This window comes from Stieleria mannarensis (genome assembly GCF_014154935.1).
Classification (GTDB): Bacteria; Planctomycetota; Planctomycetia; order Pirellulales; family Pirellulaceae; genus Stieleria; species Stieleria mannarensis.
In genome coordinates this window covers 86,987-113,640 of sequence record NZ_JACEHH010000021.1, presented here as the reverse complement: position 1 = coordinate 113,640, position 26,654 = coordinate 86,987, and the positions used below count along the sequence as shown (strand labels likewise).

The 26,654-nt window shown below is 60.4% G+C and carries 12 protein-coding genes; 7 read left to right on the top strand and 5 right to left on the bottom strand.

What is annotated here, in order from left to right; genetic code table 11:
- Positions 1 to 235: 235 nt before the first annotated feature.
- Positions 236 to 3,205, bottom strand: coding sequence for an ATP-binding protein (locus tag H1B37_RS15690; protein ID WP_182867605.1), 2,970 nt, complete (start codon positions 3,203 to 3,205; stop codon positions 236 to 238).
- Entirely contained in the window at positions 3,202 to 11,424 is an 8,223-nt protein-coding gene (locus H1B37_RS15685; RefSeq protein ID WP_182867604.1) for a DUF4347 domain-containing protein, read from the bottom strand. The genes H1B37_RS15690 and H1B37_RS15685 overlap by 4 nt, the downstream gene beginning before the upstream one ends.
- A 313-nt stretch (positions 11,425 to 11,737) precedes the next feature.
- On the opposite strand from H1B37_RS15685, the gene H1B37_RS15680 reads away from it, so the two are divergent.
- Positions 11,738 to 13,660 carry a TolC family protein gene (locus H1B37_RS15680; RefSeq protein ID WP_182867603.1) on the top strand — a complete coding sequence of 641 codons (1,923 nt, stop codon included), beginning with the start codon at positions 11,738 to 11,740 and terminating at the stop codon, positions 13,658 to 13,660.
- Between the two features lie 171 nt (positions 13,661 to 13,831).
- Here the strand turns inward: H1B37_RS15680 and H1B37_RS15675 are convergent, their stop codons facing one another.
- The gene (locus tag H1B37_RS15675; RefSeq protein WP_182867602.1) at positions 13,832 to 15,646 is read right to left on the bottom strand and encodes a phospho-sugar mutase; all 1,815 of its coding nucleotides are present in this window, start codon (positions 15,644 to 15,646) and stop codon (positions 13,832 to 13,834) included.
- 184 nt (positions 15,647 to 15,830) lie between these two features.
- Between H1B37_RS15675 and glmM the strand changes: the two genes are divergently transcribed.
- Complete coding sequence (gene glmM, locus H1B37_RS15670) at positions 15,831 to 17,171, top strand: phosphoglucosamine mutase (protein ID WP_182867601.1); 1,341 nt, start codon at positions 15,831 to 15,833, stop codon at positions 17,169 to 17,171.
- Between the two features lie 169 nt (positions 17,172 to 17,340).
- On the opposite strand, the gene H1B37_RS15665 is transcribed toward glmM, so the two are convergent.
- Positions 17,341 to 17,772, bottom strand: coding sequence for a ComEA family DNA-binding protein (locus H1B37_RS15665; protein WP_220498220.1), 432 nt, complete (start codon positions 17,770 to 17,772; stop codon positions 17,341 to 17,343).
- A 146-nt stretch (positions 17,773 to 17,918) separates the two neighbouring features.
- Here H1B37_RS15665 and nadC point away from each other — a divergent pair, with 146 nt between their 5' ends.
- Both nadC and H1B37_RS15655 read left to right on the top strand, forming a co-directional pair.
- Complete coding sequence (gene nadC / locus H1B37_RS15660) at positions 17,919 to 18,848, top strand: carboxylating nicotinate-nucleotide diphosphorylase (protein WP_182867600.1); 930 nt, start codon at positions 17,919 to 17,921, stop codon at positions 18,846 to 18,848.
- Between the two features lie 66 nt (positions 18,849 to 18,914).
- The gene (locus H1B37_RS15655) at positions 18,915 to 20,375 is read left to right on the top strand and encodes an undecaprenyl-phosphate glucose phosphotransferase (protein WP_182867599.1); all 1,461 of its coding nucleotides are present in this window, start codon (positions 18,915 to 18,917) and stop codon (positions 20,373 to 20,375) included.
- A gap of 16 nt (positions 20,376 to 20,391) precedes the next feature.
- Here H1B37_RS15655 and H1B37_RS15650 read toward each other — a convergent pair whose 3' ends face one another.
- Positions 20,392 to 21,540: a helix-turn-helix domain-containing protein gene (locus tag H1B37_RS15650; RefSeq protein ID WP_182867598.1), complete on the bottom strand. Its 1,149-nt coding sequence runs from the start codon at positions 21,538 to 21,540 to the stop codon at positions 20,392 to 20,394.
- Between the two features lie 390 nt (positions 21,541 to 21,930).
- Here H1B37_RS15650 and H1B37_RS15640 point away from each other — a divergent pair, with 390 nt between their 5' ends.
- Genes H1B37_RS15640 through H1B37_RS15630 form a run of 3 tightly spaced genes read left to right on the top strand, consistent with a single transcriptional unit; the run spans position 21,931 to position 26,617 of the window.
- Positions 21,931 to 24,084, top strand: coding sequence for an outer membrane protein assembly factor BamB family protein (locus H1B37_RS15640; protein ID WP_182867596.1), 2,154 nt, complete (start codon positions 21,931 to 21,933; stop codon positions 24,082 to 24,084).
- Positions 24,081 to 25,454 (top strand): outer membrane protein assembly factor BamB family protein, encoded by a 1,374-nt coding sequence (locus H1B37_RS15635; protein ID WP_182867595.1) that lies wholly within the window; start codon positions 24,081 to 24,083, stop codon positions 25,452 to 25,454. The genes H1B37_RS15640 and H1B37_RS15635 overlap by 4 nt, the downstream gene beginning before the upstream one ends.
- Positions 25,451 to 26,617, top strand: a complete 1,167-nt coding sequence (locus H1B37_RS15630) for a hypothetical protein (RefSeq protein ID WP_182867594.1) — start codon at positions 25,451 to 25,453, stop codon at positions 26,615 to 26,617. The genes H1B37_RS15635 and H1B37_RS15630 overlap by 4 nt, the downstream gene beginning before the upstream one ends.
- Positions 26,618 to 26,654: the final 37 nt, after the last annotated feature.

Genomic DNA, 26,654 nt, shown 5'->3' with positions numbered 1-26,654 from the left:
CATCTTGTTGGGCAACCATCATTGCGTCCCTTGAGAGAAAAATCATCGACGTGAGCAGAACTTGTGATCGGCTCAATCAACAAGCCGTTATAAGCGATCGATGTCTGCACATTGCGTGCCAGCAGGCGGCAAAGATTAAAGTTCGATGTTCATCGCACAGATACGTGCGTCGGCGTCACAGTCTGTGCGGGACAGCCCAATCTGCGACGCCTGCACTGAGCGATTATGACGCACATCAGGCGACGGGGACGACGATCCGACCGGCAATCAAGTGGATGTCTTCCATCACCAGTCGCGTGGTGCCTTCGTCCCCCAATTCCGCAAAGCGTTCCATCGCCAACGTCGGCGTGTTGAATTGCGGCAGCCCCAGCGAGCCGCTGGTGCCGCGCAACCAATGCGCCAGTGAGGCAACGTCGTCCCAGCGATGCTGATCGATCGCCTGATCCATTTCCGACAATTTGTCATCCAGGCGTTGCAAGAAGTCGACCACGATCTCGCGGAATTCCGGGTCGTCCATCGGCAGCGTCGAATGGATCGGTTGTTGATCGAGTTCCGGTGCCGACGATCGGTCGGGCGGTTGGGCGTTGCTGACCGGGGCGGCCAACGGGATCGGTGAAGCGGCCACCTCACCGGGCAGATCGATCCGCGAGGCCAGGCTGTAGATCCGTTGCAGGGGGGCCTGACAGGCATCGGTATCGTGGGCCTCGGCTTGCCGCTGAAGCGTATACGCCGGATCGACAAACTGTTCGAAACCCGCGCTGCCGCTGACACCTTTCAACCAGTGAGCTTCGGACGCCAGCTCGCTGAACTGTTGTTGCTGCAACAGTTGCCCCAAGCCTGGCAATCGTGATCGCAAGGCATCGACGAAGTCCTGGGCGATCTCCAAAAAGTCGGGGTCATCCAACGGATAACTGCAGGTGACTTTCTCGACGTCCGGCGCGGACGATTCGATCGCGGTGGTCGGCGTCTCGATCTCGGGCGTCTCGATCTCCGCTGTCATCTCCGACGGGGTGACCGGTGGATCACTTGCTGGTGCATCACCGGACTTTGAACTGGAATCGTCACAGGGTTCCCCATCGCGTTCTTCACCGACTTCCCCACCGAGTTCTTCCGCAAGGGTTTCCAGCAAGTGATCGATCTTGATCGGCTTGGACAGGAATCCGCTGCAGCCGGCATCAAAGCATTTTTCTTGATCGCCCTGCATCGCGTTCGCCGTCAATGCGTAGATCGGTTTGGTGTAGCCGTCGGCGCGCAGCGTGCGTGTTGCGGTGTAGCCGTCCATCACCGGCATCTGCATGTCCATCAGGATGATGTCAAACTCTTGCTGGTCCGTCGCATCGATCGCCAATTGGCCGTTTTCCACCGCGACGACTTGGGCGCCGGCTTGGCCGAGGACCAGTTGCAGCAGTTTTCGGTTGGGCGATCCGTCGTCGGCGACCAAAATCTTGCACGGCGGCAATTGCCGCACCTTGGCTTTCTGGGCGGTCGATTGCGTTTCCGATTCGGCCAGGTCGGCCGGATCGATCAGTTCCAATTCGTCGGGGCTGCCGATCGAGATTCGGATCGTGAACGTGGTGCCTTGGCCGGGCGTGCTGACCAGCGAGATGTCGCCACCCATCGCTTCGGCCAGTTGCTTGCTGATGGCCAGCCCCAGGCCGGTGCCGCCGAACCGTCGGGTGATCGAGGTGTCGGCTTGGGCGAACGGTTCAAAGACTTTCGCTTGGGCTTCGGGGGAGATCCCGATCCCGGTGTCGGCGACATCGATGGCCAGCACGAGGTTCTTGTCGGTGCGTTGCTTGGTGGCTTGCTGATCGATCCTGGCGATGATTTCGACGCTTCCTTCGTCGGTGAATTTGATCGCGTTGCCGGCCAGGTTCATGATCGCCTGGCGCATCCGTACCGAATCGCCTTGGATGGTCTTGGGCAACAGGCCATCGTTGCGAAATTTGAGTGCGATGCCTTTTTCGTCCGCTTTACTGCGGAGCAGCGAGACGACTTCTTTGATCAGTTTGTAGGGCGAGCAGGGGCCGAGTTCCAATTCCATCTGTCCGGATTCGACCTTTGACAAATCCAAGATGTCGTTGATCAACGCCAGCAGGTGTTCGCCGCTGCCGTGGATCGTGTCCAAGTACTCTTGTCGGTCGGCCACGGAGGTGTCGAAACCGCGACGCAGCACGTCGGTGTATCCCAGGATGGCGTTCATCGGGGTGCGAATCTCGTGACTCATCCGCGCCAAAAACTCACTCTTGGCCTGGTTGGCGTCGTCGGCGGCGCGTTTGGCGACCGTCAGGTCACGTTTGGTTTCCTCCAACTGTGTCACGTCGTCGAAACTGACCAGCACGCCGCGACACTTGCCTTCGGCGCCCTGCACGGGCGACGCGTTGGCGATCAGCGTGCGTGACGGCTGGCCGGGCTGTGCCAATTCGATCATGCCGCCGGAGACCACGGTTTCGGAGACCACCGCCTCGTGCCAGGGTGAACCTTCCAGGTGATCCAAGTTCCAGGGCAGCTCGTCGGCCTTCTTGCCCAACAGTTTGTCGGGGTCGCTGCCGACCCAGTCGGCGAAGGACTGGTTGGCCAACACGACGCGTCCTTGTCGATCCAAAACGAGCAAGCCTTCGGCCAAGTTGTCGAGTGCCGTGCGCACCCGTTTGGGGACCGTTTTAGAAGGGTCCAAATGGGCCAGCATCTTTTTCAGGTAGAGCTGGAATAGCAGAAAGCTGGCCAGGCAGACAAATCCGGACATCAGCATCCACGGGTCGTTGATCGTCGCCCACCAGCTGTCATCGTGCAACGACCGAAAACACAACTCGACCACGCCCCAGCGGTCCCTGCCGCTGCGAATCGGAACGCGGACGTGAGTATCGGTCGATCGACGCGACTCCTCCGCCGGCCAGACCGATTCATGGTCGCCGAACACGGAAACCAGATCACCGTTGGCGCGTCGGACGCCTGCCGAGACGACATCGTCGTTGCGGTCGACCACCGCTTCGAGCAGCTGGTCCAATCGACGGGTCTCGCCATAGGAGATGTATTCCGAACTGGCAAGCGCGATCGTTTCACACAGATTGCCGCGACCTTCGCGGATCGCCGATTCTCGCTCCGGCACCATCCCCAGCATCATCGCTGCCGACAAGACCGACAGGAGCATGCAGACCAGCCCCAGCGAGATCCGAGTTTTGGCGTCCAGTCTCAAAAAATTCATGTGAGGGTTTCCCCTGAAGCCGATGACTGGGAAGCAGTCTCGGTCGGTGAGCTTTGCTCGCGTTCTTTTTCGGTCTTGTCCAACAGTTCTTCCAACGAATCGTCGTCGCTGTCGTCGTCATCGTCCAGTTCATTCAGAACCAGCAGCGGATCGACCAGACTCCATGCCGGCAGGTGGGCCAGTAAACTGGTTGCCAACAACCCGCCACGAACCGTCCACATCACATAGCCGACCGAGAGGGCGCCGGAGAATCCCGCGAAGGTCCCGGCAAAGTAGTACGGCGCGGCGTCCGATTGTTTGATATCGTCCTGCATGCCTTCCATGTCGCCCCAAAGCAGCTTGCTGTCAAATTTGACGATCCCGAGGGTCGAAACGTTTGGGCGATTCGATTGGGAACGTGATTGTCGATTCGTGTAGCCGTTTTGACCGTCGTCGACCCTGGCGATCCGCTCGGAATCTTGGTCGCCGTCGCTCAGATCCAGCATGCTCAAGGGGACCATGCTGAGCGTCAGGAGTTCGTCATCGGTGGTCTGGATGACCGAGGCTCGCGTGAACACCGGCGGAACGTCGACGTCCGCTTCGATAACCGACGTAATCTCCGTGGCCGATTCCGTTTCGACGTCTTCCTCTGTATTCTCTTCTTCGGCCGGCACCTCCGGCACGGTTTCTACTTCCGGGGCCGGGTCAGCGGCGATGCTGGCAAGGTCTCCGAGTGTGACCTCGCTCAGATTGTTGGGTTTGGCCACCAGGATCGTGACGGTCGTCGGCGCGCTTGTGGCGATGCCGTCGGTCACGGCGTACGTGAACGTCACCGGTCCGCTGAAGTTTGCTGCTGGAGTGAATTGAAAGGAGCCGTCGGCGGCCAGCGTCAACGTTCCTGAAATCGGCCCCGAGACGGGAATCACGGTCAGGGAGTTTCCGTCCAAGTCGACGTCGTTGGCGAGCAGTCCGCCGACCCCGATCGTCAGGGTATTTCCCGCCTGCATGGAAAAACTGTCATCGGTGGCCGTCGGCGGGTCGTTGACCGTGGTGATCGCGATTCGCGCCGTCGCAACGTTGCTGGGCAAACCACCGTCGCTGGCGACCACCTGGATGACTCGAGTGGTCCCATCGGGATTGGACGAGGCGTTGTGGTAGGTGATGGTGCGAAGGACTTGCTGGTAGTTGGCGACCGTGTCCGTTCCCGATAGCGTCAGCGTTCCCGCAGCATAGGCCGCGGTGATGGACGTTCCGCTGGTGTTGGCCGCAAGCGTCTCGCTGGCACCGTCAATCAGGTTCGTGATCGTGACGGTCAACTGGGTCAAGTTGGACGAGTCGACGTCGGTCAGGATTGCGTCGGCCGCGTCGGCGATCAACACCGCCGGGCCGCCTTCGGTAAACGTCCCGGCAAAGTCTGCTCCGCTCGCGCCGCTGGAATCGTTCGTGTCCAGGTCGATCGCGGGCGCCGCATTGCTCGCCGCCACGTTGACGGTGGCGTCATGGGCGACGCTGGTTCCGCCGTCTCCGTCGTTGATCGTGAATCGGATTGTGCGCGCGGAGGTCGTGGGGTTGGTGGTGTCGGTGTTCTGATAGGTGATGTTTTCGATCAATGCGTCGGCGGCGGTTGCCGTGGCGCCAGCGTTGAAGGTGACGACCAGATTCGCACCACCGCTGCCGCCGGTAAACGTCCCGATCACGACGGGGCCGCCGCCGAAGTCGTACAAGACGTTACTGCCTGAGACGGTGATGTTGCCGACGCCGGGACCCTGATCGCGGATCGCCAAAACGTCTTCGGTGTTGTCGCCGCCGGCGAAGACCGACACAGTCAGGTTGCCGGTGTCGAAGTTTGCCGAGTCACCGTCGCTCAGCGTGACGTTGCCGCCCTGTTCGATCACCGTCGCAGCGTCACCTTCGGTGTAGCTGAGTGTGTCGCCGGCCAGATTATCGATTGCCGGCACATCGTTTTGTGCCGCCACGTTGACGGTGGCGTCGTGGGCGACGCTGGTTCCGCCGTCCCCATCATTGATCGTGAACCGGATCGTGCGTGCGGAAGTCGTGGGATCGGTGGTGTCGGTGTTCTGATAGGTGATGTTTTCGATCAACGCGTCGGCCGCGGTTGCCGTGGCGCCGGCGTTGAAGGTGACGACCAGATTTGCACCTCCGCTGCCACCGGCAAAGGTTCCGATCACGACGGGGCCGCCGCCGAAGTCGTACAAGACGTTGCTGCCCGAGACGGTGATGTTGCCGACGCCAGGGCCTTGGTCGCGGATGGCCAAGACGTCTTCGGTGTTGTCACCGCCGGCGAAGACCGACACGGTCAGATTGCCGGTGTCAAAGTCAGCCGAGTCACCGTCGGTGACGGTGACGTTGCCCCCCTGTTCAATTACCGCCGCTGCGTCCCCTTCGGTGTAGCTGAGTGTATCGCCGGAAAGATTGTTGATCGTTGGCGCGTCATTGGTCGGAACCGATGTCCCCAGTGAGAAATAGTTTCCGTCAGCGAGATCCACGCCCGTGAAGGTGACGATTCCCGTCCCGGCGTCATAGCTCGCTGCGGAAACCAAGGTCGCTCCAAGATTAAAGTCTGTATTGTTATCAACGATCAGATTGAAATCGGCGGCCGTCGCCCCGCTATAGGTTAATCCGCTTAGATCAAATGAGATCGTCGTCGTGCCGATCTCACCTGTTTCGCTGACCCGCCAAATTCGATCGAGTCGGTTGGCGATGCCCGCCGGTTCAGCGGCAACCTCAGTCAATGCCCCGTCATCATTGCTCCAGAACATGAATTCACGGTCGTTTTGGTTCGAAGCCCCGGACATGGTCACGATGGCATCGGCGTTGATCGATCGAGATTGATTCTGGGCAAGTAAGGAGGCGTTGTCTTGGCCGATTCCCGCGACGTCATGCTCGAACCCGGAGTTCGCTGCCGCATTCCAGATCGCCGTACCGGTGGAGTCGCGATAGGTTGCGGGGCTCACTTGACCGAGTGTGATGCCATACTTAATCGCTAGGTAAGAGTCCACCTTCAAACGGTCGATGGTACTGAGGTCTGTCGAATAGATAACGACTTCGCCGAGGTCCAAGTCATCGTTGAATCCACCGCCGGGGTATTCACCCAAGAAGAACTGTCCGAACTGGTTGTTGTCCAGGGGGCTGCCGACGCTCGCGCTACCCGAAGCGGTTTGCTGACCATCGATGTCGATGCTCAGGCCGGCCGGCGCACCGGGCGTCGCTTGCGCGTTGATGATGTGGTAGCCCGTGCTCGGTGCTGGCGCGGTCAGCTGATCATTGGTCAGATCGCCGAAGTCGAATCGAAGGTCGTCCTCTAGGTTGACCCGGTTGCTGAGCGTGTCGATCCACTGCAGCATCACTCCATTGGACCCGTTCGTACTTCCAGCCAGGAAAAGGGAGGCGGAATCGGCCCCGAACAGGTCGGCTCCCCAAACCGAGAGGTCCGACAAGTGATCATCAATGCCGTCGAACGAAATGATCGGGTTGAAATTCAATCCGGATGCGATCAGATCGGGGCGCTGGGTCGACAGGACTTGTTGGAGATCAGACAGCGTCGCGTTGGTGACTTGATTTTCCCATTGGCTGACCCCTCCCAATCCGATCGTGACACCGGCATCGGCCTTCAACCACAACTTCAGACCGTTCGCGACTCCGCCCGGAGCGCCTTTCACCACGGTGACGGTGGCATCGTGGTTCAAACTGATGGCGCCGTCACCATCGTTGACGGTGAAGCGAATCGTGCGCGTCCCCGTGGTCGGCGCCACGGTGTCGGTGTTTTCGTAGGTGATGTTTCGCACCAGTGCCGTGGTCGCTGTCGCATCGGCCGCCGCGTTCAGTGACACGACCAAGTCGGCCCCGCCTGAGCCACCCGACCAGGTCCCGATCAACACCGCTCCGGCGCCGAAGTTGTAATAGACGTTCGAGCCCGAGACGCTGATTTCACCGGGGTTGGTCCCCTGATTGCGGATCGCCAGAACGTCTTCGCTGGCATCGTTCCCTGAGGCGACCGAAACGGTCAGGCTTCCCGAATCGAAGTCGGCTGAGTCGACGTCAGAGACCGTCGCATCACCGCCAAATTCGATTACAAGCGGGCCGGATGCGGGGAGATAGGCCAAAGTATCCCCGGTCAGATTGCTGATCGTCGGGGCATCGTTTTGTGCGGCGACATTGACGGTGGCGTCGTGGGCGGTGCTGGTTCCGCCGTCGCCGTCGTTGAGCGTGAATCGAATCGTTCGGGCGGAGGTCGTCGGGTTGTCGGTATCGGTATTGCGGTAGGTGATGTTTTCGACCAGCGCGTCGGCCGCAGCGGTGGTGGCGTTGGCGTTGAAGGTCACCACCAGATCCGCTCCCGCGGTCCCTCCGGTGAAGGTCCCGATCACGACCGGTCCTGCGCCGAAGTCGTAGCGAACGTCGCTGCCGGAGACGCTGATGTTGCCCACGCCGGCGCCTTGATCACGGATGGCGAGCACGTCTTCGCCGGAATCGCCGCCGGTTGTGATGGCCACGGTCAGGTTGCCGGTGTCGAAGTCGGCCGAATCGACGTCGCCGACGGTGACGTTTCCGCCTTGCTCGATGACCGTCGCCGCATCGCCTTCGCTGTAGTTCAACGTGTCCCCGGTCAGATTGCTGATCGTCGGGGTATCGTTATGTGCGGCGACATTGACGGTGGTGTCGTGTGCGGCGCTGGTTCCGCCGTCGCCGTCGTTGAGCGTGAATCGAATCGTTCGTGCGGAGGTCGTCGGGTTGTCGGTATCGGTATTGCGGTAGGTGATGTTTTCGACCAGCGCGTCGGCCGCAGCGGTGGTGGCGTTGGCGTTGAAGGTCACCACCAGATCCGCTCCCGCGGTGCCTCCGGTGACGGTCCCGATCACAACCGGTCCGGCGCCGAAGTCGTAGCGAACGTCGCTGCCGGAGACGCTGATGTTGCCCACACCGACACCTTGATCACGGATGGCGAGCACGTCTTCGCCCGAGTCACCGCCGGTTGTGATGGCCACGGTCAGGTTGCCGGTGTCAAAGTCAGACGAATCGACGTCGCCGACGGTGACGTTTCCACCTTGCTCGATGACCGTCGCCACATCGCCTTCGCTGTAGTTCAATGTGTCCCCGGCCAAGTTGTAAATCGTTGGGGAAGCGTTGCCGGCTGCAACGTATTCAAAGGCTCCGATGTCGGGCGTCGCATCGCGCGTGGTGCCGCGTTGATCTGTTGTGGGAGCGCCGGTCAGTCCCGCAGGGTCGATCGCGACGCTTCCGACGAGCAATGCATGTGTTTCGGTGAATCCCCCGTTGTCGGTCAGCGCACCCAGCATCGGATCGCTGACCGTATCGTCGGATCCGACCTCGACAATCGCCGCGGCACTGGCGATGTTGTATCCAGACGATGTCAATTCCGCATCCGCATCTGGGCCGATCGCCGCAGTGTTGCCGTACAAGATGCTGTTTTTCAGTGTGACGTCACCGCCGCCACCGGCAATGTGAACGCCGCCGCCGGTTCCCGTCGAAGGCGTCGTGGCCTGGTTATTCGTGATCGTGACGTTGGTCGCGTCGATGTTCTGGTTTGTCCAGATTCCACCGCCCGAGTTGGTCGCCGTATTGGTACTGATGGTCACGTTGGTCAGGGTCATCACGGCCGAACCGCCGCCATTGTGAATGCCTGCTCCGGCCGTCGCGGAGTTACCGCTGAGCGTGACGTTGGTCAGGGTCGCCGTTCCATTGTTTCGAACACCGCCGCCTGCATTTCCGGCGTTGTTTCCGGTGATGGCCACATCGGCCAGAACCAGCGTTCCACTGTTGTCGATGCCGCTACCGCTGTTGCCGGTATTGTTTCTGATGACGGTGGTATGGGCAGTGAACATGCCGTCGTTTTGGATGGCGCCACCATTGTTGCTGTTGTTGTTTTCCAACACCACGTTGGTGACCGTCAAATCCGCGCCGGTTGCAATGTAGACGCCGCCGCCACCGCTGCCACCACCCTGTCCACCCGTGATGGTCAGGTCCGTGACGTTGACGACGGTTCCGGCCAGCACGTCAAAGACACGGTCGGGCGATGCCCCCATTCCGCTGCCATCGATGATCGTTGTAGAAGCCGAATCACCATGGATGTTGACGCTTTCAGTAATGTCCAGGTCACCGGTCGCTGCCAGGTTTTCGCCGGCTCCCAAAATGGACAGGGTATGTGTGCCCGCACCGAGATAAATGTCATCGGTCCCCGACGTGTTGTTGGCCGCAAGGATCGCTTCCCGCAGCGAGATGAATCCGTCGGTCCCTTTGTTGCTCAGCAAGGCGGTGATCGATGACGTGTCACCGTCAACGGTGTCACTGGTCGTATCGACGGTGATCGCATTGGCCGGGGGCGCCGCCTTGATCGACACAGCACCGGCGGCCCATGGGGTGGAAGCTCCATAGGTCCACGATGTCACCACCGATGCCGCACCGTCTTCGGTGGTTCCGGAACCGTTGGCTTGAGAAGAAAACAGGTCCCAATGCTCGGTCTGACCCGATCCGGGCGTGAAGTCCCAATCGCTGTTGTCGTCCACGCCGACGACGCCGAATACCAGATCGTTGCTGGTCGAAGAAACGGTCACCGACGGCGTTCCCGATGTTCCTTGATCGCCGGTAAACGTTCCCACAGGAGTCGTTTGATCGACATCGGTGAAGGTCATCACACCGACGGTCGCTCCCTGGTGACTCGTGCCCGAAAAGTTGACCACGATGTTGTGGGGGCCCAAGTCCGGTGCGACCAGCGACCAGATTTCCACGCGTGACTTCGACGGATCCGCGTGCTCTTGAGTCCCAACCAACGTTAGACCGACACCGTTGTAGGTCACCGAACTGACACTATCGCCCATGTCCTGACCAAAAGAGATGCCAACCAACATCAAACGGTCCGTTCCAGCCGTCGCGTGAGCGAATGACGTGCTTGTCGCTCCCGTTCCGGCGGTACCCGTGGTGGTGTTGTCGATCGTTACGTTCAACAAATGGGCCCAGTTCTGTTGCACGTCCAGGCTGAAGGCCAAACTGGTTTCGATCGCTCCGGTCGAGTATTCCAGATCCCAGTCGCCGCCAAAAATCGCGTGTCCCGTGTCGTCATCGCTGGCCGCAACGTCAGCCCCGGTCAGGCTTGCCAGGGAAGTCGACAGTGTTCGTCCGTCTTCATTGGCTGCCAGATCACAGCCATAGATCAACACGTCTGCGCCGACGCGAAGCGAATCGCCCCACAGAGCGATCGTGTCGGCATGGTCGTTCAGGTTGTCGAGCGAAAGCCACGCGTTGCCCAGTTTCAATCGGCCGGCGGTTCCGTGCGTGACCAAGTGAATCGCATCGACGTCGTCATACTGCGCCAGCGCCCGGCTGATCTGATCGATCCCGTCACTGTGACCATCCAGCAGGATCACCTCGAACGACCGTCCGTCGCCACGTTCACTCTGTAGATCGGCCAGCAACTGCTGATAGTCCTCTGCGGTTTGATCCACGACCACGATTTCACGCGCGGTGTGCTGTTCGTCCGCCGAAGTGACGTCCGCGCTGCTGTCGGCCGCAACACTCTCCGCTCGTGCAGCATCTGAGGTCGGGACCGCGACGGTCGCCCCGGTCAGCTCCGAAATCGCCTCCAGCATCGTGTGGCTTTCCGGCGTTTGGGTCGCTTGAAATCCGTGCAGGATCAGCTCAGCGTCTTGCGACAAAGAAGAACCCCACGCCGCGAAGTCTCCCGCCGATCCGTCCAAATTGCCGGCATTCACGAGGGAAGACCCTAAACGGAGTTGTCCGTCGGCACCATCGGTCAGCAGGTGCACGGCGTCGACGTCGTTGTAGGCCGAGTGGTTGTAGGCCGACAGGATTTCACCGATTTGTTCGATCCCGTCGCGCGATCCTTCCAGCAGGTAGATCTCCAAGTCCGCGTTGCCGCTCTCGGATCGCAGCGCCTCGACCAACGGTTGATAATCGCCGATGCTGGCGTCGACGAAGGCGACCTCCAGACGCCGTTGACGCTGTTGATCGTCCTGCGACGGATCCCCCTGCCCCGCATGAGTCGTTGCGTCAGCAGCGTTGACGCCGTCAGGAAAGGGCTGCTGCGTCTCCGGTTCCGCGTCGATGTGATCGACCGGTGGTGCGATCGGCGTCGCACTAAAGAGCAACCGCTTCTCCAGAACGGCCGCATCGATCAGGTGGCCGCCACGCAGGATTGACGATGAATCATGCTTGCGTTCGCGTTTGCGTCGGCGCCACGGCATGTCGGAGTCTCGGGTGGTTCGGATTGGAAAGTGAGAATTCGTCTCTTAAAAGTAGGTCAGAATCCGCCGGCGGCTTGTCCGCGTCACCTCAACACTCGCAACGCCAAGGCGGTCTTTAGCGGTTATCACTATTGGACCGTTCCCGTCGAGCCTGCCGAGCATTCCGAGGATTCGACGCGGTGGTCGATTTGCATGGCAGTTGTCTCCGCTGGCGGGAGTCCGAAAGCGGGTTGGGAACCGATGAACGACATGCGGATAGAAGATTGGCGGGAGTGTGCCCCCGCATCAACAAACTCCACGGATGGAGTGCCTCATGGGACGGACCGTTTGCAACTGCTTCATCGCGCTGGCGACCTGTTTTTCGGTCGCGGGATCGGTGGGTGCGCAAACGCAGGACCTGCCCTCCTGGCTGGCGGAAACCACGGCCCCACCGTCGCGAGTGAACAACACGGGAGTGGAATTGACGGAAGTCTACGCGGAACCGGCCACACAGTTTCCTCTGGTGGCGGCGATGGACCTCGAAAATCGCTCGGACACTCCCAGCCACAACGCTCTTCCGCCTGGACCGCCACCCTCCTACGTGGCGATGAATCCGGACCCGTTGGTCGTCGGTGAGGTGCCGAAGGAATGGTTGAACGAAACGACGATTTCCACGTCCGCCGCTCCGACGCAAGTGACGTCCGCTTCGGTCAAGCAATTCCTGAAGTCGATGGCGCAGCGGTCTCCCATCTCTGATACCTACCGGCCCTGGTGGGAAGCCACCGCGACGGCTCCGTTTGAACTCTCCGCATCATCGGTTGTCGTCGACGGGGACAGTTTGATTTTAGAAGCGCTTCGGCACAGCTTTCGGATCGCGGCGGTCAACGAAAACATCTGCATCGCACGGACAGGCATCACACGCGCGGCGGCGGATTTTGACCCGACCGCGTTTGTCGAATCAAAATTTGTTCGCACCAGCGTGCCCACGGGAAGCGATCTGGACGCGGGCACCAACGTCGATCGGCTGCGTGAAGAAGACTTCTCGTTCTCCGGCGGCGTGCGACGGAAGACCCAGAGCGGGGCGGAATTTGAGATCGGACAGCAGATCGGGCTGCGGGACAGCAGCTCGCAATTCTTTACCCCAGACAACCAGGGCAATTCCCGGTTGACGCTCAGTTTCAACCAACCGCTGCTCAACGGCGCGGGACAGGCCTACAACCGAAGCCTGATCGTGTTGGCCAAGCTGGACACCCAGATCGCCAACGAAGCGGCGACGACCACGATCCAAGATCATCTGCTTCGCGTCCAGGAATCGATGTGGAACCTGTACTACCAGCGGGCGTCGCTGTTGCTGCGGATTCGCCACTTGAATCAAGCCAAATCGATTCATGACTGGTTGGAGAACCGACAGGACTTGGACGCGCTTGAGAGCCAGCTGAAACGCGCCGAAGCGGCAGTTGCGACGCGGAGTTCCGAACTCGCTCGAGCCGTGACTGCGATTCGCAACGCGGAAGACCAACTGCGGATGCTTGTCAATTCTCCTCGCTTGAGTGATGACAAGACGGTGGAGATCATTCCGGCTCGACCGCCCTCGTTGACGCTGGTCCCGGTGTCGATGGAAGACGCCGTCGTCACGGCACTGCAGCAGCGGAGTGAAATGAATGAGGTCGCCCGCGAATTGGACACCGCACGCGTCCGATTGAACGTCGCCTGCAATGAATTGTTGCCGATGTTGGATCTGGTGCTGGAAACTTATGTCAGCGGTCTGCGGGGAAGCCAAGACATCGGCGGTTCCTGGATCGACCAGTTCAGTGTCGGTGAGCCCAGCTATAGCGCCGGGCTGCTCTTTGAAGTTCCGTTGCAACGCCGCGCGGCCAAGGCCAACGTGATGCGTCGTCAAGCCGAACTGCGTAAGCTGGCCGGCCGTTTGGGCGAAACGATCGCCAAACTGCACGCTGAAGTCGCCGCGGCGGTGCGCGAAGTCGAAACCAGTCACCGCGAACTCGGCGCACGCTACGTCGCGATGGTTTCTGCCCAAGAGTACGTCGATCTGATTTCTAATCGCTGGCGTGAATTGCCCGGCGACGGGTACTCGGCCAACTCGCTGTTGGAGGACTTGCTGGACGCCCAGGATCGATTGCTGTTGGAAGAAGTCGGATTCGCCCGCGCGCAAATCGACTACACGCTCAGCACCTCGCGACTGAAACGAGCGACCGGGACGCTATTGCAGATCCAACCGGTCGGCGCGGCACACTAGCGTCGCGCTTTGCGGGACCGGCCAGCTTGGAGCTGAGGCAAACCGCGACAGATCCTCATGATCGGACCGATGGGTGCAAGAAGTGGTGGGGTGAGGGGTGTACGACGTCCTTTTTTACGTCGTCTCGCTCGGCCCCGCGGGCGACAGGCCGGAGCCAATCCCACCGATCCCTCAGCTGTTGGCTTTGGCGAAGGCTCGCATGTCGGATTCCAGGGCCTCGAGTCGCTGGCCGAGTTTTTCCGCGGCGACATCCAGGTCTTGGGACTCGTCGGCGCTCAGCTTGGTGAACACGTAGAGTTTGATTTTGGGCTCGGTGCCGCTGGGGCGGGCGGCGACGTAATTCCCTTCTTCGGCCAGATCCATGAGGATCAGATTGCCGACCGGATCGCCCAGCGGCGAGGATTCACCGGTCGCGGTGTCCGTGGCGACGCTGTTCAAGTAATCGCGGACGCGTGTGACCGGGATGCCGGCCATCGACTCCGGCGGCGATTCACGGAATGCCTTCATCAAACGCTGCATCGCGGCCATCCCTTCGCTGCCTTCCATGAACAGATTGATCAGCTGTTCGCGGTGCAGCCCGTGGGTGCGATAGAGTGCGGCCAGATGTTCGTGCATCGACACCCCGCGTTGTTTCATATCGGCCGCCAATTCGCTCAACAACATGCAGGCGACCGCGCCGTCTTTGTCGCGGCAGTACTGACCGACCAGATAGCCGTGTGATTCTTCGGTGCCGAACACGAACTTGTCCGGGCCGTTGGCATCCATGGCCTGGGCGATGTACTTGAACCCGACCAGCAAATCTCCGACACAGCGGACGCCATAGCTGTCACACAGACTGCGGACCAATTCGGTCGTCACCAAGGTCTTGATCACGTAATGGTCGGCTGACAGCGTGCCCGCTTGTTTGCGTTTTCCCAAGATGTAATCGGCCAACAACGCGCCGATTTGATTCCCGTTGAACGTCCCCCACGGGCCGGACGGATCCAACGTCAACGGTGCGGCGACACCCAAGCGATCACAATCGGGGTCGGTGGCCAGAACCAAGTCGAAACCGCCCGCTTGGGCGTATTCGACGGGAGCATCAAAAACGGCTTTGTTCTCGGGGTTGGAAACATGACCCGGGACGTTGGGAAAATCGCCGCTCTTTTCGGCATGCGGACCGTACACTTCGACGTCGGTAAAACCGTCGGCGGCTAACAACGGCATCACGGCTTCGGCGCCCACCCCGTGCAGCGGCGTGTACAAAATCCGGACGTCCCGCGATCCCTCGAACGCCTGCTCGGAAGCGACCTTCACGAAAGCTTCGTCGATTTCTTTGGTAATGATCTCAACCTTGCCTTCGGCTTGAGCCTCTGCGAAGGGCGTGACGCGGATCTCTTCGCAGCTCATCACGCGGTCGATGATGGCTTTGTCGTGCGGCGGCAGAACTTGCGCACCACTGGACCAATAGACTTTGACGGCGTTGTCGCTGGGTGGATTGTGGCTGGCGGTGACCATGATGCCGCAATCACAATTCTTGTACCGGACGGCAAACGACAACTGGGGCGTGGCGCGATAGTCGTCCAAGAAATAGACCTTGAACCCGGCCGCGACCATGATTCCGGCACACAGTTCGGCGAAATGACGCGATTGGTGCCGCGTGTCATACGCGATCACGCACGACAGATCCTTTTGCCCCTTGTGGTAGTCGACGACATAATCGGCCAGCCCCTGGGCACTTTCGCCGATCGTGCGATCGTTGATGGCGTTGGAACCGATCGGGTGCATGCGTCCGCGGCGGCCGCCGGTTCCGAACGGGATGATGGTCCAAAACGCGTCGTCGAGTGCTTGCCACTTCTGCTGGGCGATTTCGGCGGCGACCTGATCACGGTACTGTGCATAACGATCTTCGGTCAGCCAGCGTTGGATGTTTTCAACAGCCGTTTCGCTCAATTTTCCGTCGGAAACCGCTTGTCGTGCGGCGGCCAGGGCGTCGGTAGCGTTCATCGAGAGGGGGGCCTGTGGTTCAGCGGAAAGGCGATCAGATGTTCTTGCCGATTCGGTCGCGGGCGATTCTATTTATTTATCGGTGTGCTTTGCAACGACCGGTTGACTCGGCGGCCGAACGAACCAGAGTCATGGAGGGCAACGGCGCCTTGTCTCGAATCTTTAGCGCAATCGGAACCATTGGATGAGCAAGTTAATCATCAGCGTCAGCGGACTCCGCGGAATCGTCGGCGAAACGTTGACCCCCGTCGTCGCCGGCGGCTACGTGGCGGCATTCGCCGCGGAATTGCCGGCCGGCACGATCATCGTCGGCCGAGACGGACGCAGCAGCGGCCCGATGCTGCGGGATGCGATCGTCGCCGCCCTGCGGGCCTGCGGTCGCAACGTGATTGACGCCGACGTGGCCTCCACACCCACGATCGGCGTGCTGGTCAAACACACCGGCGCCGCCGGTGCCGTGCAAATCTCCGCCAGCCACAACCCGCCGCCCTACAACGGGATCAAGCTGTTCGGCGGCGACGGACGCGTGCTCGACGCAGACACCGGTGCAAAAATCCGTGACGCCTATTTGGCCGAAACCGCCGCCTGGTGCCCGTTCGACCAAATCGGCGACGTGCAAACCGAGTCCGATCCACACCAACCGCACCTGGACGCCGTCCTCAAGACGGTCGATGTCGATGCGATTCGGACGGCTGGCTACCGAGTGCTGATCGACAGCAACCATGGTGCCGGCGGCTTGCTGGGCGTGCGATTGCTGGAAGCACTCGGTTGCGACGTGACCGCGCTCGGCGATACTCCCGACGGCCAATTCGAACACGTCCCCGAACCGACCGCCGAAAACCTGGCCGGGGTCGCCGAAACGGTTTCCAAGTCCGGGTGTGCCGTCGGATTTTGCCAAGACCCCGACGCCGACCGGTTGGCATTGATCGATGGCGCCGGTCGCTATATCGGCGAAGAGTACACGTTGGCATTGTGTGTTCAACGCGCCCTGGCCGACGAAGCGACTCGCGGTCCGATCGTTATCAATGGGGCGACCAGCGGGATGAGCGAACGGTTGGCCGAAGCGGCCGGCGTGAAAGCCTATCGCAGCGCCGTCGGTGAAGCCAACGTGGCCGACAAAATGATCGCCAACCAAGCCACCTACGGCGGCGAAGGCAACGGCGGGCCGATCGACCCGCGGGTCGGTTACGTCCGCGACAGCTTCGTCGCTATGGCCCAAGTGTTGGACCTGATGGCCTCGACCGGAAAGTCGTTGGCCGAACTTGCCGATGCGCTGCCCAAACTGGCCATCTGCAAAGACAAAGCGGCGGTGTCGACCGATCGCTTGCCCGAACTTTTTCAACAACTTCGCGAAAAATTCTCCGACGCCAGCGTCGACCAGAGCGACGGGCTGCGACTGGCCTGGCCGGATCGCTGGTTGCTGGTCCGCGGCAGCAACACCGAACCGATCGTGCGGATGATCGCCGAAGCGGAATCCGAAACCGAAGCCCAATCGCTGTGCGACGCGGCCAAGCAGCTGATTTGATCGCCGGGCGCGGAATCCACCCTCCCTGCCGAGGTCGTGCGGTGTTGGAAATCACCCTCCCGGCAGGAAGGTCGAGCGCGGCGAAGGGAGGTCGGACGGTGAATCGTCGAACAAACTGGTGGATTCCCTGTGCTGTCCACGCTCGCATCGAGCGTAGCGACTTCCAAGCCTACCGCTCGGCTACCAACCGATCGTCCGACGGACCGCCCGTGTCGCTCACCGGGCGGCAATGCGGCGAAATCTCTTGGATCGTTTTCGGGCCGATTCCGGGCACCCGCTGCAGATCATGCAGCGAAAGAAACGGGCCCTTGCGTTCGCGATCTTCCAAAATCCGATTCGCCGTCCGCTCCCCGACGCCGGGCAGCAGCATCAATTCGCGTTTTCCGGCCTCGTTGAGATTGATTTGAAAGGGCGGCTGGACGCTCCGGGCCGTCTCCGGATCGGCCAGCCGGCGTGGCGTACCGCTCCAAAACGCCAGCCCGGCGATCGTCACCATCGCAACCAATGACAGCGCAGCGGTGGCGTTTTGAACCGCCGGATGCAACAGCGATGGTAAACTCCGGTCCGTTTCCGCGTTCATCCGCGTCTGCCTGTGATTCACGCCTACACCGAGTCGCGTTAGAGTTCCCGCCACCGATGTCATGTTTTTGCATCGCATCGGCGGCCGCAAGACGTTCGACGCGATCTTGGGGCGACTTTCTTTAAATTGATTTTGCTAGCGTTTGCCGTCCACCCGCCCGATTCATCATGCCCGACTACGTCACCGTCACCGCCGATTCCTCTCTGGAGAACGACACCCGATTGCTGGTCCGGTTGGCGATCGCCGAGGACCTGAGCGATTCGGTGGACTGGACCAGCGTCTGCATGGTCGACGACGAGCGGCGTGGCGGCTGTGAAATCGTCCCGCGCCAATCGGGCGTCACCGCCGGAATGGCCATCTTGCCCTGGATCGTGGATGAATTCCAAGCCGATCTCGAATTGGAAGTGCTCGCCGAGGACGGCCAGGCGTTGGTCCCCGGGCAAGCGATCGCGCGATTGCGTGGCAACGTCCGCGATCTGCTGACCAGCGAACGGACGGTTTTGAATCTGCTATCGCGTCTGTGCGGCGTCGCAACCCAAGCGAAAACTTATGTGGACGCGATCTCCGGTTCCAAGGCGTCGATTTACGACACGCGGAAGACGACACCTGGTTGGAGGCTATTGGAAAAGTACGCGGTGACGTGTGGCGGGGGGCGTAACCATCGCCGTGGGCTCTATGACGGATTCTTGATCAAGGACAACCACTTGCAACTCGGCGGCACCGCCGGCCGGCCGATGTCGCCGCGGGTCGCGGTGGAAAAAGCGTTGCAATGGCGGGGCGGCCAGATCCAGCGGATGACGGCACCGCCAATCGTCGAAATCGAAGTCGACACGTTGGACCAACTGCGCGAGGTGCTGCCGGCCGGTCCCGACATCGTGTTGATCGACAATTTCACGCTCGACGACATCCGGGCGGCCGTCCGGCTTCGCGACGAACTGAATCCCGCGGTCGAATTGGAAGTTTCCGGGACCGTCACGATTGACACGATCGCTGCGATCGCCGCGACCGGCGTGGAACGCATCAGCAGCGGCGCGTTGACGCACCAAGCGACGTGGTTGGACCTGGGCCTGGATTGGTACGACGCATCGGCGACCTAGGATTCGGCGGAGACTCGGGCCCGGGTCTCGTTCCTGCACGCCGCTCCTTTGACGCCCCACACCTCGATGCCTGAGAGTTCTTTCGATAAACGTTCGCCGATCGCCGGTGAACGCCACTCCCTGGATTTGTTGCAGCCGACCCTGGACGCGATTTCCATCCTGGGATCGCTGTACGTGGTGAAACAGGTGGCCCGCGGCTGGATGGACGATGCGGGGATGGTCCTGGGGCTACTGGCCGTGATCATCTTTTTGATCCTGTCGAAGATCACCGGTGTGTCACGGACGCGTGACCGTGGCAACGCCAATGACGAAATCACCGCGATCATGGTCACCTGGGTGATGACCGTGATGTCATTGACCGTGATCGGATTTGCCACTCGTTATGGCGAGGTGTTTGCCCGCAGCTTGATGTTCATCTGGGCGGTCATCGCACCGATGATGGTCGCACTGTCCAGGATGCTGCTGCGGATCATTCAGCAATCGGCCAAGCGCCGCGGATACGGAACACGTCGGGTTGCGATCGCCGGACTGAACACACTCGGCCGACAAACCGCCAAGAACATCGACGCCGAACCCGCATTGGGATTCAACCTGGTGGGCTTCTTTGACGACCGTGTCGAAGACCGCCCGACGCAGTCCGTCTCGGACATGAAAGACAACCTCGGACCCGAAGCGGACGCGGAAGACAGCGCGACGCTGGCGGGCAACCTGTCGGAACTGGTCGAGCAATGTCGTGGCGGTCAAATTGATACCGTGATGGTGACCTTGCCGATGCGCGCCGAAGACCGGATCCGGTACCTGCTGGACCAACTGAGCGATTCGACCGTCTCGGTTTACATCGTCCCGGACTTTTTCGTGTTTGAATTGCTGCATTCTCGCTGGACCAACATGGGTGGATTGCCGGCGGTCAGCGTGTTCGAAAACCCGCTGTTCGGCGTCGACGGCGTGCTGAAACGGATCGCCGATGTCACGATCGCCTTGGCCGCACTGCTGATCGCAGCGATCCCGATGACATTGATCGCGATCGCCGTCAAACTGACCAGCAAGGGCCCGATCTTCTTTCGCCAAAAACGCTATGGATTGGACGGCAAAGAAATCCTGGTGTGGAAGTTCCGTTCGATGCGAACCTGCGACAACGGACCGGTCGTCAAGCAAGCGACCAAGGGTGACCCGAGGATTACCAAGCTGGGCGCGATCTTGCGCAAGACGAGTTTGGACGAGTTGCCGCAATTGTTCAACGTGATCGAAGGCTCGATGTCGCTGGTCGGACCGCGGCCGCACGCGACCGCTCACAACGAACAGTACCGCGGGCAGATCCGCGGTTACATGTTGCGGCACAAAGTCAAACCGGGCATCACCGGATTGGCCCAAGTCAACGGATGTCGCGGCGAGACGGAAACGATCGAAAAGATGGAACAGCGGATCCAATGGGATCATCAATACATCCGCCGCTGGTCGCTGTGGCTGGATTTGAAGATCCTGTTCAAAACCGTGTTGGTGGTTTGGAAACAAGAGACCGCGTACTAGCACTGGTGTTGCGCCTTTAGGCGATTCCGAAGTCTCCTGACACATGCACGCTGCGATACTCGCTCGGCGCACACCCCAAGTGGCGTTTGAAGAACCTTGTGAACGCCGACGGCGAAGAAAATCCTGTGCGTCGTGCAATATCGTCGAGGAACAGATTGGTGTCGGACAACAACCGTTTGGCTTTCCGGACCTTGAATTCGTCGATGACGGCGGAGGGAGACCGGTCCAACGTGCGCGAGAGTTTGATTTCCAGTGTCCGCCGGGAAACATCCATCTCGCTGGCCAGCTTCGTCGCGTTGATTCCGTGGGCCAGATGGTGGTCGATCAACCGCAAACAGTTCTGAGTAAAATCATCATAAAACGCAACGACTTTGGATGATTCACGCTCGATCACATCGACCGGTGGAACCAGGCCGATCGGAGGTGCTGAGGATTGGCCTGACATCATCCCATGCAGTGTTTGAGCGGCCTCGAAGCCGACCTGGTTGGGGTTTTGAAAGACACCGGAAATCGAAATCGGCGCGAGCGCGGCGGACAGTTCATCGTACTCGCAGGTGACGATCGAGACGTCGTTGGGAACGGAGATGCCCTGGCTTAAACAAATCGAAATCAAGATCCTGGCTTGGTCGGTCGACCAGGTCACGATTCCGATCGGCTTTGGCAACTCCCTGACCCACCTGCAAAGTTTTTGACGCAAGACCGTGCGATACTTCTTCTTGTCAGGAAACTCAAACACGATCAAGTCGGGGCCCAGGATGTTTTGGATCGTATCGAACAACTGCGACGGATAGCCTTGCCAATGAGGAACCCCGACGTAACCGAACACTTGAAATTGTTTCGAGGCGATGTAGCTGGCGACCATTTCGCCACACTTTGCCGGGTCCGCGACGACGCTGACCGACTGGTCATATTTCAATCCTCGCCAAGAGACATTGACAGCAGGGCAGCCGGAATTTTGGACCTTGGACCACAGCGTGTCGCTGGTGCAGCGGAACAGAATTCCGTCCCCGTCCCAGCCCTCGGGCAACGCGACCTCGCCCTTGGGGAATTGCAGCCCATTGGTCGACGTCGCCGGGTACAGGAAATCCCAGCCGCCGTGCAGCCGACTGTAGGCCGAAGCACCGAGAATGATTCTGCGGCTAAAGTTGTTCGAAGCCTGGATCAAGACGGCAATCTTGACGAGCCCCGAGTCCATTTTTCGGGCAGATGAGCGTGGCGTTCGCGTGGTGGAAATTCCCAAATCCGATGACGTCGTTGGATGTTTGTTTGCTTCGCCGCATCGCCGACGTGACGATGGTGCAATCACCGTGCGACACATTGTTTCGACACGCACGAAGGTTGTGCGGCGGCGAAGATCAAGAATTGATGAAAGTCATATCATCATCGAAGTAAACAAGACGCGATTTGGAATCGATGGGCTTGCCGGAATGAAAGTTGATCAATAGCGTGGCAATCGCATCCGGCGAGAAGCCGATCGGATACGATGGGCAAGGCGTTGTGGTGATCGTCACCAATATTGTTTTTCATTCGTCAGTCGAAACTGTGGGCGAACTTGATGGGCACACCATTCTTTGATCGGGACTCTCAACGATTCTTTGATTTCGTTTTTGTCCTCGCAATCGGCGTGGTGCTGGGGGCACCGTCGATGGGCGCGGAAACGACGGTTGAGGCACCGACAGCCTCGCCGGATTCGTTGGAAGTCAGCCCCAGCGTCCGCTTTCTCACGCCGACGTCCGCGGAGTTTTGTTGGCAATCGAACATCGCGGGGGCTTCGGCGCTGGCCTACGGACCGACCCGGAAACTCGGCAGCGTGATCGCGTCCGAGTCGGCCGGCACGTACCATCGCGTTGTCATCGACAACCTTCAATTCGGTCAAGACTACTGGTATCGAATCGGCGTTCGGCGGCAAGGCAAGCGGCTGTTCAGCGAGATCTATCAGCTCGAAGGCCACATGAATTACACGCCGGCGCCGATCCGGGCATCGGAATCGGTTGACGGTTGTCAAAGCGTCCTCGAACAACTGCGGCAACCGGGCGGTTATGCGGTGGTCGTCGAGGGCGTCGATCCGGAATGGGCTGAATCGGTCGCCGCCGAAACTTCGATGACCGTCGTGCTATCGACTCGGAATCCGAACACGCAGGAATCGCTCCGCCGACGCTGGTATGCCGAGGGCAAGTATGGAACCCGGCTGACCGTCCAGCAGGCGTCGGATCTGCCACCCTCGGTCGCCAACTTGGTGATCGTCCGCGACGAAGATTTCGACGCTGCGATCGGACGTTTGGCACCGCTCGGCCAAGTCGTCAAACTCGGCGGGACCGCTCAACCGGAGGGATTCACGTGGCAGCGGCTCGGCGCCGAAGTGATGATCGGCCGCCGAGCCGAGCAGCCCGATCTGGCCGCCTGGGGGCACCAGTACGGATCGGCGGCCAACGCGTCTTATTCGGGCGAGATGTTGGGCGGAGTCGACAACACCGCCGACCTGGAAGTGAAATGGATCGGCAAACCCGGCGCGGATTTCGGCATCGACCGCAACCCACGGATGCCGGCTCCCCTGGCCGTCGGCGGCCGGCTGTTTCATCAAGGGATGAACCGCATGATCGCCGTCGATGCGTTCAACGGCGCCGTCCTGTGGTCGATGGAGATTCCGGACCTGCGTCGCGTGAACATCCCGCGTGATTCGGCCAATTGGTGTGCCGATGAGTCCCATGTGTTTGCCGCGGTCAAAGATCGGCTGTGGGTGATCGATGCCGCAACGGGCGAAATGAAACGCACGATGCTGCTTCCGAGTGAACGCCAAGACGATTGCGAATGGGGCTACGTCGCGGTCACGGACAACCATGTCGTCGGAACGGCCGTAAAACAAGGAAGCGCGTATTCCACGTTTTGGGACAAGGCCGCCTGGTACGACGGAAAGGATGATGCCGCGACCGCCAAGGTCTGCGGAAAATCCATCGCCGCCTATGACAAAGATTACGGCAGCATCCAGTGGGAGCACCACGCCGATGCGATCGTTCATTCGACGATCACGATTCATGGAGACCAGATTTACTTCGTCCAAGTCGACGACCCGTCGCTACAAGATTCCGAGACGGGAAAGCTGGTTAATTCCAGGATCTGGCACGCCGCGTCGGTCGTCTGCCTGGATCTGCACAGCGGAAAACAGTTGTGGAAATCCAAGGTTCCGCCCCAAGACCACGAGGCGATCATCAGTTTCGGAATCGCCGACGACCAGCAGTTTGTTTTGCAGACCTCCGGCAAAAGCCAGTTCCACTTTGTGTCACTGGATGCCAACGACGGTCGGACACGCTGGGATCAATCGGTCGATTGGCCCGAAGACCACCACAGCGCCCACATCCAACATGCCGTCTTGATGAACGGAAAACTGATGGTCCAGCCCCACATCCTGGACGCATCCGACGGCAGCGTTCTAAAGTCGGGCACACTCGGCAAACGACGCGGGTGTGCCACGCCGATCGGCGCCGGCAACTCGGTCATCTACCGCGGCGGGACGGGGCCCTTGACGCTTTGGTCTCTCGAAAACGACAGCACCAGCGAGTTCACACGGCTGCGTCCGAGTTGTTGGCTGAGTACGATCCCGGCCCAAGGGATGCTGTTTTCGCCCGAAGGCGGAGGCGGTTGCTCGTGCGGCGGCTGGATGGAAACTTCGATCGGATTTGCACCCGTGGTTGATCAAGGAGATGTGAAATGAACGGCCGTCGAATTTGTCTGATCGCACTGGTGATCCCCGCGGTTTGGTTGTCCACCGAAAAGGCGTCGGCTGAAAATTGGCCGACCTATCGACACGATGCCCGGCGCAGCGGCGTCACGAGCGAGTCGCTGGGGTTTCCGCTACGGCAAGCGTGGGTCCGACGCTCCCCGCAAGCTCCGCAGACCGCTTGGACCGGCCCCGCCAAATGGGACGCCTACTCCGGCAACAGCGGTTTGCAATCGATGCGCAACTTTGATCCCTGCTTCTTTGTCACTGCGGCGGAGGATCTGGTGTATTTCGGTTCGTCGGTCGACGACGCCGTGCACGCCCTGGACGCATCCAGCGGAACCGAACGCTGGCTGCACTTCACCAATTCCGCGGTGCGTTTTCCGCCGACGATCGATCGCGGCAGGGCGTACTTCGGCTCCGACGACGGGTTCGTGTATTGCTGTGACCGGCAGACCGGTGAACTGATTTGGAAGCGTTGCGCGTCGCCGAATAACCGCATGGTGACCAGCAACCGAAAGATCATTTCGATGTGGCCTGTACGCACGGGAGTCCTCGTTCAAGACGGCAAAGCAATCTTTGGCGCGTCACTGGTTCCCTGGAATGAATCGTACCTGTGGAAAGTCGATTGCGACGACGGCAGCGTCGAGGGTGACGGTTGTTTCCAGACGGTGGCCGAAGGCGTCACACTGCAAGGAGCGTTGCTGGCGTCAAGTGACAGGATTTATGTCCCCCAAGGCCGCGCCGCACCGCTGTCGTATGATCTCGGCGACGGAGAAAGTCTCGGTGCGATCGGTGAAGCCGGGGGCGTGTTCTGTGTCTTGACCGAAGACGAAATGCTGTTGGCCGGACCCCAACACCAAAAGGAAGCTGACAACCAGATGCGGATCGCCGACGGCCGCAGCCGCCAGCGGTTGGCAACGTTCAGCGGCACCAATCGCATCCTGGTCGACGGCGACCATGCCTGGATCCACAGCGGAGGAACGCTCCGCATGCTGGTCCGATCCCGCTATGTCCAGGCACAGATCGATGCGGCAAAACATCGAGCAATCCTCGCTGATGACAAAATCACCGACGCAGCGGTCAAGCAGAAAGCCAAGGCGGCTTATGAGGCGGCCCAGAAACGGCAAGACCAGGCTTGGCAATGGCAGGTCGATTGTCCCGCGCCCAAGGGATTGATCAAAACCGCCGACGCCGTCATCCTCGGGCTGGACAACGAAGTCCGCGCCTATTCACCCCAAACGGGCGAGTTGCGTTGGAAGCATGCCGTGGACGGAATCGCACATGGCTTGGCCGTTGCCGCGGGACGTTTGTTCGTCAGCACGGGACGGGGACACATCTACGCTTTTGAATCGGCCGAATGAGACGCACGTTGATCCTGTCGGCCGGTTTTTTGCTCGGATGCCTGGTCTCCACGACCGGTGTGCGTGCCTGCAAGGTTCCCGTGTTCCGCTATGCGCTTGAACGCTGGCCCGCCGACCATTACACCATGGTCGCGATCATCGATGGCAAGCCCGATGATGCAACTGAAGCGGCGCTGAACCAATTGAAGTCCCTCGATGAATCCTCGGCCAACCTGGATGTCGAAGTCGTCGATTTGTCAACGTTGTCCGAAGCGGAGCTTTGGTCGGTCGAAGGCTTGGACAGCACCGAAGAGGTTCCGCGGTTGCAGGTGTTCTATCCGGAGCGTGATTCGGGGACTCGGCGATCATGTTGGTCAGGCCCGTTGACGACCGAGAACGTGCTGCGTTGGCGGCAGTCACCGCTGCGCACACAGATCGTTGACGATCTCCGCAGCGGCGTCTCGGCCGTATGGGTTCTGGTTGAAGGCGAGGACGACCAGCAGAACGCCGAATTCCACGCCCAGCTTTCGGCGGCCCTGGAACTTGCGGAAAAAACCGTTTCGCTGCCCGAGGGTGTGATCCGAAGAAAGGATGCCGCCGCGGTGTTGAAGGAAGACCCGAGTGCATCGATGGACGACGTGCTGCGCTGTGACATCCCGCTTCAAGTCAAGTTCACCATCGCCGTCTTGCCCGTTGACGATCAGGACGAATTAGCCCTTCGTGCGATGATTGACGGGATCGCGGATTTGGTCGCCAAGCCCTGCATGATTCCGGTGTTCGGACGGGGGCGCATGATCGAACCGCTTTCGGCGACGTCGTTCGGCCAGCATTCCGTCGTCACCGCATGTAACTACCTGTTCGGTGAATGCAGCTGCAGTGTCAAAGCGCTCAATCCCGGCGTCGATCTGTTGCTCGATGTCAATTGGCAACAGGTGCTCGGTGCCCAGGTCGTGGTGTCTGACGCGACCACGTCCCAGGCCGCCGAACCGCTGGTCATTCCGCCGGGACGCGCCGATCACGAACAAGTGGACGAACCGTCGGGCAGGCCAGTGGGCAGTTCAGAGGGTGGGGACCTGGACCGGCCGCAGTCCGGTGGTGCTGTCTGGGGGATGTTCGCTTTGGTGGGGGCCGCCGCGGTGGTGTTTTCGACGCGGTCCCTGGTGAAACGGATCGGCCGCGGTTAGGGGGCCAACGCTCTGTTGGGTTTCGGTCGCCGAGTTC

Coding starts and splice junctions, on each gene's coding strand:
- H1B37_RS15675 (WP_182867602.1), bottom strand. CDS start 15,646: ATGAACGCTACCGACGCCCTGGCCGCCGCACGACAAGCGGTTTCCGAC.
- H1B37_RS15635 (WP_182867595.1), top strand. CDS start 24,081: ATGAACGGCCGTCGAATTTGTCTGATCGCACTGGTGATCCCCGCGGTT.
- H1B37_RS15630 (WP_182867594.1), top strand. CDS start 25,451: ATGAGACGCACGTTGATCCTGTCGGCCGGTTTTTTGCTCGGATGCCTG.
- glmM (WP_182867601.1), top strand. CDS start 15,831: ATGAGCAAGTTAATCATCAGCGTCAGCGGACTCCGCGGAATCGTCGGC.
- nadC (WP_182867600.1), top strand. CDS start 17,919: ATGCCCGACTACGTCACCGTCACCGCCGATTCCTCTCTGGAGAACGAC.
- H1B37_RS15640 (WP_182867596.1), top strand. CDS start 21,931: ATGGGCACACCATTCTTTGATCGGGACTCTCAACGATTCTTTGATTTC.
- H1B37_RS15655 (WP_182867599.1), top strand. CDS start 18,915: ATGCCTGAGAGTTCTTTCGATAAACGTTCGCCGATCGCCGGTGAACGC.
- H1B37_RS15690 (WP_182867605.1), bottom strand. CDS start 3,205: ATGAATTTTTTGAGACTGGACGCCAAAACTCGGATCTCGCTGGGGCTG.
- H1B37_RS15680 (WP_182867603.1), top strand. CDS start 11,738: ATGGGACGGACCGTTTGCAACTGCTTCATCGCGCTGGCGACCTGTTTT.
- H1B37_RS15685 (WP_182867604.1), bottom strand. CDS start 11,424: ATGCCGTGGCGCCGACGCAAACGCGAACGCAAGCATGATTCATCGTCA.